Genomic DNA, 13,091 nt, shown 5'->3' with positions numbered 1-13,091 from the left:
CGCGTGCCTTTCCTGTTGCTCATCGAGGACGACGACGCCATCCGCACGGCCCTCGAACTCTCCCTGTCACGCCAGGGCCACCGTGTGGCCACCGCGGCGACGGGCGAGGACGGCCTCAAACTGCTGCGCGAGCAGCGGCCCGACCTGATCGTGCTCGACGTCATGCTGCCCGGAATCGACGGCTTCGAGGTGTGCCGGCGCATCCGGCGCACCGACCAGCTGCCGATCATCCTGCTCACCGCGCGCAACGACGACATCGACGTGGTCGTCGGCCTGGAGTCGGGAGCCGACGACTACGTGGTCAAGCCCGTCCAGGGGCGGGTGCTCGACGCCCGCATCCGGGCGGTGCTGCGCCGCGGCGAGCGCGAGTCCACCGACACCGCGGTCTTCGGCCCGCTGGTCATCGACCGCTCCGCCATGACCGTGACCAAGAACGGCGAGGACCTCCAGCTCACCCCGACCGAGCTGCGGCTGCTCCTGGAGCTCAGCCGCCGGCCCGGCCAGGCGCTCTCCCGCCAGCAGCTGCTGCGGCTGGTGTGGGAGCACGACTACCTCGGTGACTCGCGCCTCGTCGACGCCTGCGTGCAGCGGCTGCGCGCCAAGGTCGAGGAAGTGCCCTCGTCGCCCACCCTGATCCGTACCGTGCGGGGCGTCGGCTACCGGCTGGACTCCCCGCAGTGATCCGAGCCCTGTTCGCGGGCCGGCGCTGGACCAGCCTGCGGCTGCGGCTCCTCGTCGTGTTCGCACTGGTCGCGCTGACGGCCGCCGTTTCCGCGTCCGGGATCGCCTACTGGCTCAACCGCGAGGCCGTCCTGACCCGGACCCAGGACGCCGCCCTCGGCGACTTCCGGCAGGAGATGCAGAACCGGGCCGCGGCCCTGCCCGCCGATCCGACGCAGGAGGAGCTGCAGCACACCGCCGAGATGATGGCGGGCAGCAGCCCCGGCTACAGCGTGCTGCTGGTGGACGAGAAGGACGGCCACAAGGTGGCCGGGACCGCGGGTCCCGACGCCTTCTCGCTGGCCGACGTACCGAAGTCGCTCCAGCACGCCGTCGACGACCGGCAGAAGACCACCTCGGCCAACGACGCCGCGTACCACGTGTACTGGCAGCGGACGAAGCCCGACGGGAACCCCTACCTGGTCGGCGGCACCCGGATCGTGGGGGGCGGGCCGACCGGCTACATGTACAAGTCCCTCGCCCAGGAGCGCGACGACCTCAACGCCCTGGCCTGGTCGCTGACCATCGCCACCGGGCTCGCGCTGCTCGGCTCGGCCCTGCTCGCGCAGGCCGCGGCCCGTACGGTGCTGCGGCCCGTGCAGCGGCTGGGCGACGCGGCGCGGCGGCTCGGCGAAGGGGAGCTGGACCACCGGCTGGAGGTGTCGGGGACGGACGAACTCGCCGACCTGGCGCACACCTTCAACAAGACGGCGGAGGCGCTGGAGAAGAAGGTCGCCGACATGAGCGCGCGGGAGGAGTCCAGCCGGCGTTTCGTCGCGGACATGTCCCACGAACTGCGCACGCCGCTGACGGCGTTGACGGCGGTCGCCGAGGTGCTGGAGGACGAGGTCGAATACCTCGATCCGATGATCGCACCGGCGGTGGGTCTGGTCGTGAGCGAGACCAGGCGGCTGAACGACCTCGTGGAGAACCTCATGGAGGTCACCCGCTTCGACGCGGGAACGGCGCGGCTGGTGCTGGACGACGTGGACGTCGCCGACCAGGTGACGGCGTGCATCGACACGCGGGCGTGGCTCGACGCGGTCGAACTCGACGCGGAGCGCGGGATCATGGTGCGGCTCGACCCGCGGCGGCTCGACGTGATCCTGGCCAATCTGATCGGCAACGCGCTCAAGCACGGCGGATCGCCGGTGCGGGTCTCCATCCGGGTGGAGGGGGACTGGCTGGTGATCGCCGTACGGGACAACGGGCCGGGCATCCCCGAGGCCGTACTGCCCCACGTCTTCGACCGGTTCTACAAGGCGAGCGCGTCGCGGCCGAAGTCGGACGGCAGCGGGCTCGGCCTGTCCATCGCGATGGAGAACGCGCACATCCACGGCGGCGACATCACCGCGGAGAACGGGGCGCGGGGCGGTGCGCTGTTCACGCTGCGGCTGCCGGTGGACGTGGGGAAGGTGATCGCCGGTGACGACGAGGAGTAGGGCGGCGGCGGAGCGCGGGGCGGCGGGACGCGGAACCGCGGGGCGCGGCACCACTGGGCGCGGCACCACTGGGCGCGGCACCGCGTCGCGCGGGGCGATGCTCGGCGCGACGCTGGGTACGACGGCCGTCGTGGTGGCCCTGGGCCTGCTGTCCCTGGGCGCCCTGACCGGCTGCGGGATCCGGGCGACCACCGTGCCGGTGGACGTGGGACCGGCGCCCTCGCGGGTCTCGTGCAAGACCCCGGCCGGCGCCGCGGCGGGAACGGGCGGGGTGCAGGGCATCCGGACCACGGTGGAGCTGGTCTGCGGGGCGCAGCTGGTGGGCGTCCAGCGGGTGGTGCCAGTGTCGGAGAAGCAGCCCGCGCGGAACGTGGCGGCGCTCGTCACCCAGGCCCTGCTGGAGGCGCTCCAGCGGGAGCCGTCCGCGGAGGAGCGGGAGGCCGGCTTCACCACCGAGGTGCCGGCCAACCTGACGGCCTCGGCGCCGCGGCCGGGCGATCCGGCGGGCACGGTCCGGCTGAGCCGCAAGCCCGAGGACCTGCCGCCGGTGGCGCTGTCGCAGCTGGTGTGCACGCTCGCGGCGAGCGACGCGGTGTCGGCGGGGCCGGGTCCGGTGGTCCTGGGCGGTCCCGACGCGGATCCGCCGCGGGCCTGGGAGTGCACGAACGCCGTCCGCTCCCGCCCGGAGGCCGTCCCGACCCTGGGCGACGTGGTCCGGCCGCCGGCCACGCCCGCTCCCGCTCCGGCGCCCTCGGCTACCTGACCCGATCCGCCGGGAAGCACGAAGGCCCCCGAGCAGGAGCTCGGGGGCCTTCGTACTGCCGGCGGGTCGCCGGACGGAGTCCGGCGCAGCGGTGCGAAGCCCGCGCAGCGGTGCGAGCGGCGCGGGAAGGATCAGATGCCGGCCGCCGCCGCGAGGTCCTTCTTGATCGCGTCCAGGACTTCCTGGCCGCGGGCGCGGGCCGCGAGCAGGTCGGAGGCTTCCGCCACCGGGACCACGACCTCCAGGTAGCACTTCAGCTTGGGCTCCGTGCCGGACGGGCGGACGATCACCCGGGCCTTGTAGTCGCCCTCCAGGTAGTAGCGCAGCCCGTCCGTGGGCGGGAGCGTCGCCGTACCCCGGTTGAGGTCCTCCGCCGAGGTGACCCGCAGGCCCGCCAGCGAGGCCGGGGGCTCCGCGCGCAGCGCCGCCATCGCCGAGGCGATGACCGACAGGTCCTCCACGCGGACCGACAGCTGGTCGGTGGCGTGCAGACCGTGCTCCATCGCCAGGTCGTCCAGCAGGTCGGTCAGGGTCCGGCCCTGTTCCTTGAGCTCCGAGGCCAGTTCCGCGACGAGCAGGGCGGCCGTGACGCCGTCCTTGTCGCGGACGCCCTCGGGGTCCACGCAGTAGCCGAGCGCCTCCTCGTACCCGTAGCGCAGGCCCTCGACGCGGGAGATCCACTTGAAGCCCGTCAGGGTCTCCTCGTAGCCGACGCCCGCGGCCTCCGCGATCCGCCCGAGGAGCGAGGAGGAGACGATGGACTCGGCGAAGACGCCCCGCGCCCCCTTGCGCACCAGGTGGGCGGCGAGCAGCGCGCCGACCTCGTCGCCGCGCAGCATCCGCCAGCCGGAGGCCGAGGCCTCGTCCGGGACGGCCACCGCGCAGCGGTCGGCGTCCGGGTCGTTGGCGATGATGATGTCGGGATGGACCCGGGCGGCCGTGGCGAAGGACAGGTCCATCGCGCCCGGCTCCTCCGGGTTGGGGAAGGCCACCGTCGGGAAGGCCGGGTCCGGCTCGGCCTGCTCGGCCACGAGGACCGGGGCGGGGAAGCCGGCGCGGGCGAAGGCGGCCAGGACCACGTCCTTGCCGACGCCGTGCATGGCCGTGTAGACGGAGCGCACGCCGCGTGCGGACCCGGGGGTCAGGACGGCGTCCGTACGGGCCAGGTAGGCCTCCAGGACCTCGTCGCCGAGGTCCTGCCAGCCGTTCTCGGCCCGCGGTACGTCGGCCAGCGCGGCGATCGCGTCGATCTGCGCGGCGATCTCGGCGTCGGCCGGGGAGACGATCTGCGAGCCGTCGCCGAGGTAGACCTTGTAGCCGTTGTCCCGGGGCGGGTTGTGGCTGGCGGTCACCTCGACGCCGGCGACGGCGCCCAGGTGCCTTATGGCGTACGCGAGGACGGGCGTCGGCAGCGGACGGGGCAGGACGGCGGCGCGCAGGCCGGCGCCGGTCATCACGGCGGCGGTGTCGCGGGCGAAGTCGGCCGACTTGTAGCGGGCGTCGTAACCCACGACGACCAGGCCGCCGGCGTGGCCCTGGGCCTTGAGGTAGGCCGCGAGGCCCGCCGCGGCCCGGATCACCACGTTCCGGTTCATCCGCATCGGGCCCGCGCCCAGCTCGCCGCGGAGTCCGGCGGTGCCGAACTGCAGCATGCCGGAGAAGCGGTCCGCGAGCTCGGTGGTGTCACCGGCCCCGATGAGCCTGGCGAGCTCGTCGGCCGTCTCCGGGTCAGGGTCCTCGGCCAGCCAGGCCCGGGCCCGTGCGATCAGATCGTCCTGCGCGTCCACGTCCTGCACGTCCTGCACTACCTCTCGTCGGTCGGTCGGGTCGCTCGATCAGATCCGGGCGAGGACCTGGGTCAGCAGCTTGCCCATGCGCGCGGCCGAGTCGCGGCCGGCCTGGAGCACCTCTTCGTGGTTCAGCGGCTCGCCGGAGAGGCCCGCCGCCAGGTTGGTGACCAGAGAGATGCCGAGCACCTCGGCGCCGGCCTCGCGGGCGGCGATGGCCTCCAGCACGGTGGACATGCCGACCAGGTCGGCGCCCATGACGCGGATCATGTTGATCTCGGCCGGGGTCTCGTAGTGCGGGCCGGGGAACTGCACGTAGACGCCCTCTTCGAGGGTCTCGTCGATCTCCTTGCACATCGCGCGCAGGCGCGGCGAGTACAGGTCGGTCAGGTCCACGAAGTTCGCGCCGACGATCGGCGAGGTGGCCGTGAGGTTGAGGTGGTCGCTGATCAGGACCGGCTGGCCGGGCTTCATGCCCTCGCGCAGGCCACCACAGCCGTTGGTCAGGACGATGGTCTTGCAGCCGGCGGCGACGGCCGTGCGCACGCCGTGGGCGACGGCGGCGACGCCGCGGCCCTCGTAGTAGTGGGTCCGGCCGAGGAAGAGCAGCGCGCGCTTCTCGCCGATCTTGTACGAGCGGATCTTGCCGCCGTGGCCCTCGACGGCGGGGGGCGGGAAGCCGGGCAGCTCGGTGACCGGGAACTCGGCCTCGGGCGCGCCCAGCGCCTCCGCGGCGGGGGCCCAGCCGGAGCCCATCACGAGGGCGACATCGTGGGTCTCGGCGCCGGTCAGCTCGCGCAGGCGGGCGGCGGCGGCGTCGGCGGCGGCGAAGGGGTCGGTAACAGATGCGTTCACGCGGAAGAGCGTAGCCGCTCTTCGCCTACGCGCGTAGATGGCGCAGCTCACGGTGTTCGGATCGTTGCCTTGTCGTTTCCGACGAATTGTCCCGGCGCATCGCGGGGGCCTCCGGGGACCAGCTCTCAGCCGAGCGATGTCAGCAGGGCGGTGTCAGCAGGGCCGCTTGCGCAGTTCCATCACGTAGTCGTGCGGGGCGCCCGCGGATTCCGCGGCGTCGGCGAGTTCGCCGAGGTAGCGGGCCGAGGGCAGGCCGCCCTCGTAGCCGTTGAGGACGTACACCCAGGCCGCTTCCTCGCCGTCCAGCGTGTGCACGCGCACCCGCATCCGGCGGTAGATGTCGAGTCCGACGCCCTCCCACCGGTCCATCGAGTCCTCGTCGAGCGGGGCCACGTCGTACAGCGCGACGAAGACCTGGTGGCGCGGCGCTTCGACGATCGTCGCCAGCGCGCCCTCCCAGCCCATCTGCTCGCCGCCGAAGGTCAGCCGCCAGTCGTTGATCCAGCCCGTGCCGCGCAGCGGCGAATGCGGAGCGCGGCGCGTCATCAGCCGCGGGTCGAGGTTGCCGGCGTACGCGGCGTAGAGCGACATGTGGTCGAGGGTACGGGAGGGGCGGGCCCGACAGCGCTCCCGGCCGTGTACGGGGCCCGCGTCCCGGATGGTGGGACCGGGCGTGAAGCACCTTGATGCGTGCGGGACAATGACGTACGGAATGCATCCCCCGGGGAGACCCCCCCGGAAGCCCCGGCCGGGGCGGCAGCCGGCCGGGTAGACGTGAGGCGGAGTTTTCGTGACCCGGATCGTGATCATCGGCGGCGGACCCGGCGGGTATGAGGCGGCCCTCGTGGGGGCCCAGCTCGGCGCGGAGGTGACCGTCGTGGACTGCGACGGCCTGGGCGGCGCTTCGGTGCTCACCGACTGCGTGCCCTCCAAGACTCTCATCGCGACCGCCGAGGTCATGACGACCTTCGACTCGTCGTACGAGGAACTCGGCATCGTCGTCGCGGACGACACCCCGCACATCGAGCAGGCCGCGCGCGTCGTCGGCGTGGACCTCGGCAAGGTGAACCGGCGCGTCAAGCGCCTCGCGCTCGCCCAGTCCCACGACATCACCGCCTCGGTCACCCGGGCCGGCGCCCGCGTCGTCCGGGGCCGCGCCAAGCTCGGCGGCCCGCAGGGCATCGACGGCACGCGGGACGTCATCGTCACCGCCGCCGACGGTTCGGAGACGATCCTCACCGCCGACGCCGTGCTCATCGCGACCGGCGGCCACCCCCGCGAGATCCCCGACGCGATGCCCGACGGCGAGCGGATCCTGAACTGGACCCAGGTCTACGACCTCGAAGAGCTCCCCGAGGAGCTCATCGTGGTCGGCTCCGGCGTGACCGGCGCCGAGTTCGCCGGCGCGTACCAGGCCCTCGGCTCCCGGGTGACCCTCGTGTCCTCCCGCGACCGGGTGCTCCCGGGTGAGGACCCGGACGCCGCCGCCGTACTGGAGGACGTCTTCCGGCGCCGCGGCATGAACGTCATCGGCCGCTCCCGCGCCGAGTCCGCCAAGCGGGTGGGCGACCGGGTCGAGGTCACCCTCTCCGACGGGCGGGTCATCACCGGCACGCACTGCCTGATGGCGGTCGGCGCGATCCCGAACACGGCCAACATGAACCTGGAGGAGTCCGGGGTCAAGCTCAAGGAGTCCGGGCACATCTGGACCGACAAGGTCTCGCGCACCTCCTCGCCCGGCGTGTACGCGGCCGGCGACGTGACCGGCATCTTCGCGCTGGCCTCGGTGGCCGCGATGCAGGGGCGCATCGCGATGTACCACTTCCTCGGCGACGCGGTGGCCCCGCTGAACCTGAAGACGGTCTCCTCGAACGTCTTCACCGACCCCGAGATCGCCACCGTCGGCTACACCCAGGCCGACGTGGACTCCGGCAAGATCGACGCCCGGTGCGTGAAGCTCCCGCTGCTGCGCAACCCGCGCGCCAAGATGCAGGGCATCCGGGACGGCTTCGTGAAGCTGTTCTGCCGGCCCGGCACCGGGATCGTCGTGGGCGGCGTCGTCGTCTCCCCGCGCGCGAGCGAGCTCATCCACCCGATCTCGATCGCCGTCGACAACAACCTGACGGTCGAGCAGATCGCAAACGCGTTCACCGTGTACCCCTCGTTGTCCGGTTCGATCGCCGAAGTCGCCCGCCAGCTGCACACGCGGAAGTCCTCCGACGAGGCGTAAGTACCGATAACGACCCTTGTGCGCAAGGACTTTGGAGCGGATGGTCGGCCCGTCGCGGAGCAAGTGCGCGGCGGGCCGACCGCGTATACCACTAACTGCCCCACGGTACGGACAACTTCGGAATTCCGGCGCAAGGAGCTGAAAGCAGACGGTCACCCGGGTTACTGTCAGTTTCGTGTTCGCTGCAGAACGTCGCCAATTGATCCTCGAAATGGTGCGGGCCAACGGAGCGGTTTCGCTCCGGGAGCTCGCCCGCGTCGTCCAGACCTCCGAAGTGACCGTACGGCGGGACGTGCGGGCACTGGAGGCAGAAGGACTCCTCGACCGCCGGCACGGCGGTGCGGTACTGCCGGGCGGTTTCACGCGTGAATCCGGCTTTCCGCAAAAGTCCCATCTCGCGACGGCGGAGAAGACCGCCATCGCCGATGTCGCGGCCGGACTCGTCGAAGAAGGCGAGGCCGTGGTCGTCGGCGCCGGCACCACCACCCAGGAGCTGGCCCGCCGGCTCGCCCGGGTGCCCGGACTCACCGTCGTCACCAACTCGCTGCTCGTCGCACAGGCGCTGGCCCATGCGAACCGGGTGGAGGTGGTGATGACGGGCGGAACCCTGCGCGGATCCAACTACGCGCTGGTCGGCAGCGGTGCCGAGCAGTCCCTCCAGGGGCTGCGGGTCTCGCGGGCCTTCCTGTCCGGCAGTGGCCTCACCGCCGAGCGCGGGCTGTCCACCTCCAACATGCTCTCCGCGAGCGTGGACCGGGCGCTGGTGCAGGCCGCGGCGGAGGTGGTGGTCCTGGCCGATCACACGAAGCTCGGGACGGACACCATGTTCCAGACCGTGCCGACCGACGTGATCACCCGGCTGGTGACGGACGAGCCGCCGCCGCACGACGACCGGGCCTGTGCGGAACTGCAGGCGCTGGCGGACCAGGGCGTGCAGATCACCGTCGCCGGGTCGGGTGCCTCCGGCGGCGGGTCCGGAGAGGGGATGGCCGGGCGCCGTCCGCGCCGGGAGTCCCCGCTCCCGGTCCAGCGGCGGGGCGGGCCGACGGCCCAGCTGCGCAGTGCGGCGCCGCCGTTGCACGAGCAGCAGCAGGCGGAGCGGGCGCGGGTCGCGGACCTGCGGCGCCGCTGAGTACCTGCGGCGCCGTTGCCGGGGACCAGTCCCCGGACCCCTGCGCCTCAAACGCCGGCGGGGCTGGATTTTGGCAGGTGTCAGCCTGTACGTGCAGGCTGACGCAGGCCATGTTCAGCCCCGCCGGCGTTTGAGGAGCGGGTCTGGGCGGAGCCCAGGGAACGGGCGAAGGGCGGGGAGGGGACTCGGCCCCGCGCAGCGGCGCGAGTGCCCGCACCCGTGCGCGGGGTTCCAGGGCCCAAGCCCCGGAACCCCGGCGGAGGACGTCAGTCCTTGATCTCGCAGATGGGCGCGCCCGAGGTGAGGGAGGCGCCGACTTCTGCCGCGAGGCCGACGATGGTGCCCGAGCGGTGTGCGTTCAGGGGCTGTTCCATCTTCATGGCTTCGAGGACGACGATCAGGTCGCCCTCGTTGACCTGCTGGCCCTCTTCGACGGCGACCTTGACGATCGTGCCCTGCATGGGTGAGGCGAGGGTGTCGCCGGAGGCGGCGGGGCCGGACTTCTTGGCGGCGCGGCGCTTGGGCTTGGCGCCGCCCGCGGCCGCGGTGCGGGCCAGGGTCATGCCGAGCGAGGAGGGGAGGGAGACTTCCAGGCGCTTGCCGCCGACCTCGACGACCACGGTCTCGCGGCCGGGCTCGTCCTCGGTGTCGTCCGTGGCGGGGACGACGAACGCGGGGATGTCGTTGACGAACTCGGTTTCGATCCAGCGGGTGTGGATGGTGAACGGGTTCGCGGTGAAGGCGGGGTCGACGACGACCGCACGGTGGAAGGGGATGGCGGTGGCCATGCCCTCGACCTCGAACTCGGCGAGCGCGCGTGCCGCCCGCTGCAGGGCCTGCTCACGCGTGGCACCGGTGACGATGAGCTTGGCGAGGAGAGAGTCCCAGGCCGGTCCGATGACGGAGCCGGATTCGACGCCCGCGTCCAGGCGGACGCCCGGGCCGGTGGGCGGGGCGAACTTGGTGACGGTTCCGGGAGCGGGCAGGAAGCCGCGGCCGGGGTCTTCGCCGTTGATGCGGAACTCGAAGGAGTGACCGCGCAGGGCGGGATCCCCGTAGCCGAGCTCCTCACCATCCGCGATGCGGAACATTTCGCGGACCAGGTCGAGGCCGGTGACTTCCTCGGTGACCGGGTGTTCGACCTGGAGGCGGGTGTTGACCTCGAGGAAGGAGATGAGTCCGTCGGCGGAGACGAGGAACTCGACGGTGCCGGCGCCGACGTAGCCGGCTTCCTTCAAGATCGCCTTCGACGCGGCGTACAGCTCGGCGTTCTGGGCTTCCGTCAGGAACGGCGCCGGGGCCTCCTCGACCAGCTTCTGGTGGCGGCGCTGCAGCGAGCAGTCACGCGTCGAGACGACGACCACGTTGCCGTGGGAGTCGGCCAGGCACTGGGTCTCCACGTGCCGCGGCTTGTCGAGGTACTGCTCGACGAAGCATTCGCCGCGGCCGAAGGCGGCGACGGCCTCGCGGACGGCGGAGTCGTAGAGCTCCGGGATCTCTTCGATGTTGCGGGCGACCTTCAGGCCGCGGCCGCCGCCACCGAAGGCGGCTTTGATCGCGATGGGGAGGCCGTGTTCCTTGGCGAAGGTGACGACCTCGTCCGAACCGGAGACCGGGTCGGGGGTGCCGGCCACGAGCGGCGCGCCGGCGCGCAGCGCGATGTGCCGGGCGGCGACCTTGTCACCCAGGTCGCGGATGGCCTGCGGCGGCGGGCCGATCCAGATCAGGCCCGCGTCGATGACGGCCTGCGCGAACTCGGCGTTCTCGGAGAGGAAGCCGTATCCGGGATGGATGGCGTCCGCACCGGAATCGGCTGCGGCCTGCAGGATCTTGGAGATGTCCAAGTAGCTGGCGGCCGGGGTGTCACCGCCCAACGCGAAAGCTTCGTCGGCCGCGCGGACGTGCAATGCGTCCCGGTCCGGGTCGGCGTAGACGGCTACGCTCGCGATCCCGGCATCCCGGCAGGCCCGAGCAACGCGGACTGCGATTTCGCCACGGTTGGCGATGAGCACCTTGCGCACGATGGCTCCCTCCTTGAAACAAGCTGAGTTTAGGGACAGCCCACACGGCCTTTCGACCCTTCCCCGGTGGTGACCTTGCCCACACGGACTGTGATCCGAGTCGACCCCGGGTCGATAAAACCCTTGTGGCGCCCCATGTCAGGGGGATCCCCGACTGCACAGTAACCCTGCCGTGTGTCCGGGGTCTCTGTTCCCCGGGTCAGCGGGCCGGGGTGATTCTTTGTCGAATCCCTACGAACGGCCCACGCACTCCTTGCGCGGGCGCCGTGTGGCCGCCGTGTGGTCGCCGGGGTGTCGCCGGGGTGTCGCCGTGTGGCGGCCCGACCGTAACGAAGCGGCACCGGCCCCTTGTCCCAAGGTTTACCCGTTAGTAGCCTCCAGGCGTCGAACGGGCTTGTGCATGCGGGGTGGGGGCGTCGTGGCTGGTGTGGGTGGCGTGGGTGGCGTGGTGCTGCGGAGATCCGTGGCCGGAGCGACCGCGGTCGTACTCGTCGTGGAGGCGGCGGTGCTCGGCTTCGTCCACCTCGTCCTAGGCCGGACCACCGAGAACCAGTCGATGTCCATCGCGGGCGCCGATCCGGATGTCATGTCCAAGGCAACCTATGCGCTGGGCGCCGGCATGGCCGGGTTCCTGCTCGCCTGTGCGGTGTTCCTCTTCCTCGCCGCGATCCGCGACCGGGCCCCGGGCGCCTTCGCGCGCGTGCTCCTCGTCAGCGCCGCCGTCACCCACGGACTGCTCGGCGCCCTCGTCGTCGGCCTGGTGGGCTGGGGCGCCTTCGCGGTGATGATGCTGATCCTCTGCCTGCTGGTACTGAGCCTGACCCTCTACGCGGCCAAGGGCGCGGTCGGGGCCGCCGGCGGCGTCGGCGGTCCCGCGGAGGGCTCCAGCGGCCCCCTGGGCGGCTCCGGAGGCCCGGGCGGGCCGAAGGACGGCCCCGGCGGCGCTCCCCATGGTGATGCGGACGTCCAGGACGCGCCCCCGGGCCACCCGCTGGCGGACTTCGGGGACTTCGGCAGGCCCGGGGAGATCAAGCCCACAAGTCCGTGATGGACACGCCCAGTTCCGCCAGCAGCGAGCGCAGCAGCGGCATGGAGATCCCGATCACATTGCCGTGATCACCGTCGATCCCCTCGATGAACGGGGCAGACAGTCCGTCCAGGGTGAACGCCCCGGCCACGTGCAGCGGTTCCCCGCTCGCCACGTACGCCGCCACCTCCGCGTCCGTCGGCTCGCCGAAGCGGACCGTCGTCGACGCCGTGGCCGAAACCCGGCGGCCGCTCGCCGTGTCGATCACGCAGTGCCCGGTGCGCAGCACCCCGGCGCGCCCGCGCATCGACTTCCAGCGGGCCGTGGCCTCCGCGGCGTCCGCCGGCTTGCCCAGCGCCTCGCCGTCCAGCTCCAGCACGGAGTCGCAGCCGATCACCAGGGCCCCCGCGGCCTCGTCCAGGGCCGCCACGACGGCCGCCTTCGCCTCGGCCAGCGCGAGCGCGAGCTCGGAGGGGGAGTCGGCGGTGAGGGCGTCCTCGTCGAAGCCGCTCACGATCACGTGCGGGGCGAGCCCGGCCTGCCGCAGCAGGTTGAGCCGGGCGGGCGAGGCGGAGGCGAGGACGAGGGCGTGGCGGGGGGCAGCAGTCATGCCTGCCATCGTAGGGGCGGCCCGGGGGCCCGGCTCGCGGCGCTAGAAGCCGCCCACGCCCAGCACGTACACCACGACGACCATCGCGATGACGACGATCAGCGTCATCCGCCGGACCATCGCCTCGGCGTCGCGCATGTCCTTCGGCGGCTCGTTCTTCGGGTCTGACCAGAGCATGCTCCGATCCTGGCCCGGAGCACTCCTGTGGCGCCTGAGTACGGGTACTCAGGCGCCACGGGCAGTTCACGCCGACTTCACCGGCGACTGCACCGGCGACCGCGTCAAGCGGGCCAGTACGTACGGCCCCACGCGCCCGGTCCGGGGCGCGGCAGGGTCCGCCGGGCCACCCGGCCCGGTGCCGCCCACGCGTCGGTCACCCGCGCCGCGCCCGACGGCTCCGACGCGAGGGCCGTCGCGCGCGCTCGGACCACCGCCAGTGCGGCGGCCAGCTCCTCCGGGGTCGGGTTCCCCTTGACGACCTTGATCACCACGGGACTGCCTCCT

13 protein-coding genes are annotated in these 13,091 nt (G+C 72.4%); 6 read left to right on the top strand and 7 right to left on the bottom strand.

Annotated elements, in window-relative coordinates; genetic code table 11:
• The first annotated feature begins 3 nt into the window (after positions 1-3).
• Genes afsQ1 through ACIQV3_RS26705 form a run of 3 tightly spaced genes read left to right on the top strand, consistent with a single transcriptional unit; the run spans position 4 to position 2,925 of the window.
• Complete coding sequence (gene afsQ1, locus ACIQV3_RS26715; RefSeq protein ID WP_254382550.1) at positions 4-681, top strand: two-component system response regulator AfsQ1; 678 nt, start codon at positions 4-6, stop codon at positions 679-681.
• Positions 678-2,162 carry an ATP-binding protein gene (locus tag ACIQV3_RS26710; RefSeq protein WP_403716005.1) on the top strand — a complete coding sequence of 495 codons (1,485 nt, stop codon included), beginning with the start codon at positions 678-680 and terminating at the stop codon, positions 2,160-2,162. Before afsQ1 ends, ACIQV3_RS26710 begins: the two co-directional genes overlap by 4 nt.
• Entirely contained in the window at positions 2,146-2,925 is a 780-nt protein-coding gene (locus ACIQV3_RS26705) for a hypothetical protein (protein ID WP_403716002.1), read from the top strand. Before ACIQV3_RS26710 ends, ACIQV3_RS26705 begins: the two co-directional genes overlap by 17 nt.
• Positions 2,926-3,056: 131 nt before the next feature.
• Here ACIQV3_RS26705 and ACIQV3_RS26700 read toward each other — a convergent pair whose 3' ends face one another.
• The 3 genes from ACIQV3_RS26700 to ACIQV3_RS26690 all read right to left on the bottom strand — a co-directional run bounded on the left by ACIQV3_RS26700 (position 3,057) and on the right by ACIQV3_RS26690 (position 6,158).
• Positions 3,057-4,712, bottom strand: a complete 1,656-nt coding sequence (locus ACIQV3_RS26700; RefSeq protein ID WP_403716184.1) for a phospho-sugar mutase — start codon at positions 4,710-4,712, stop codon at positions 3,057-3,059.
• Positions 4,713-4,760: 48 nt separating this feature from the next.
• Entirely contained in the window at positions 4,761-5,567 is an 807-nt protein-coding gene (locus ACIQV3_RS26695; protein WP_266905195.1) for a purine-nucleoside phosphorylase, read from the bottom strand.
• Positions 5,568-5,720: 153 nt separating this feature from the next.
• On the bottom strand, positions 5,721-6,158 hold the full coding sequence (locus ACIQV3_RS26690; protein ID WP_112449900.1) for a gamma-glutamylcyclotransferase: 438 nt from the start codon (positions 6,156-6,158) through the stop codon (positions 5,721-5,723).
• 199 nt (positions 6,159-6,357) lie between these two features.
• Here ACIQV3_RS26690 and ACIQV3_RS26685 point away from each other — a divergent pair, with 199 nt between their 5' ends.
• Both ACIQV3_RS26685 and ACIQV3_RS26680 read left to right on the top strand, forming a co-directional pair.
• Positions 6,358-7,797, top strand: a complete 1,440-nt coding sequence (locus ACIQV3_RS26685; protein ID WP_403715996.1) for an NAD(P)H-quinone dehydrogenase — start codon at positions 6,358-6,360, stop codon at positions 7,795-7,797.
• A gap of 175 nt (positions 7,798-7,972) precedes the next feature.
• A complete protein-coding gene (locus ACIQV3_RS26680) occupies positions 7,973-8,929 on the top strand; it encodes a DeoR/GlpR family DNA-binding transcription regulator (RefSeq protein WP_403715994.1) in 957 nt (318 codons plus the stop codon).
• Between the two features lie 266 nt (positions 8,930-9,195).
• Here ACIQV3_RS26680 and ACIQV3_RS26675 read toward each other — a convergent pair whose 3' ends face one another.
• Positions 9,196-10,950: an acetyl/propionyl/methylcrotonyl-CoA carboxylase subunit alpha gene (locus tag ACIQV3_RS26675; RefSeq protein WP_403715992.1), complete on the bottom strand. Its 1,755-nt coding sequence runs from the start codon at positions 10,948-10,950 to the stop codon at positions 9,196-9,198.
• Between the two features lie 463 nt (positions 10,951-11,413).
• Between ACIQV3_RS26675 and ACIQV3_RS26670 the strand changes: the two genes are divergently transcribed.
• On the top strand, positions 11,414-11,998 hold the full coding sequence (locus ACIQV3_RS26670; protein WP_403715990.1) for a hypothetical protein: 585 nt from the start codon (positions 11,414-11,416) through the stop codon (positions 11,996-11,998).
• Here ACIQV3_RS26670 and ACIQV3_RS26665 read toward each other — a convergent pair.
• The 3 genes from ACIQV3_RS26665 to ACIQV3_RS26655 form a co-directional block, all read right to left on the bottom strand.
• Positions 11,979-12,587 carry a Maf family protein gene (locus tag ACIQV3_RS26665; RefSeq protein ID WP_403715988.1) on the bottom strand — a complete coding sequence of 203 codons (609 nt, stop codon included), beginning with the start codon at positions 12,585-12,587 and terminating at the stop codon, positions 11,979-11,981. The genes ACIQV3_RS26670 and ACIQV3_RS26665 overlap by 20 nt on opposite strands.
• Before the next feature lie 42 nt (positions 12,588-12,629).
• On the bottom strand, positions 12,630-12,764 hold the full coding sequence (mmpB, locus tag ACIQV3_RS26660; protein WP_403715986.1) for a morphogenic membrane protein MmpB: 135 nt from the start codon (positions 12,762-12,764) through the stop codon (positions 12,630-12,632).
• A 104-nt stretch (positions 12,765-12,868) separates the two neighbouring features.
• On the bottom strand, positions 12,869-13,078 hold the full coding sequence (locus ACIQV3_RS26655) for an acyl-CoA carboxylase epsilon subunit (protein WP_403715983.1): 210 nt from the start codon (positions 13,076-13,078) through the stop codon (positions 12,869-12,871).
• Positions 13,079-13,091: the final 13 nt, after the last annotated feature.

The organism is Streptomyces sp. NPDC099050 (genome assembly GCF_044759865.1).
Taxonomy (GTDB): domain Bacteria; phylum Actinomycetota; class Actinomycetes; order Streptomycetales; family Streptomycetaceae; genus Streptomyces.
The sequence above is the reverse complement of the archived record's forward strand: the minus strand, read 5'-3'. Positions and strand labels throughout refer to the sequence as shown.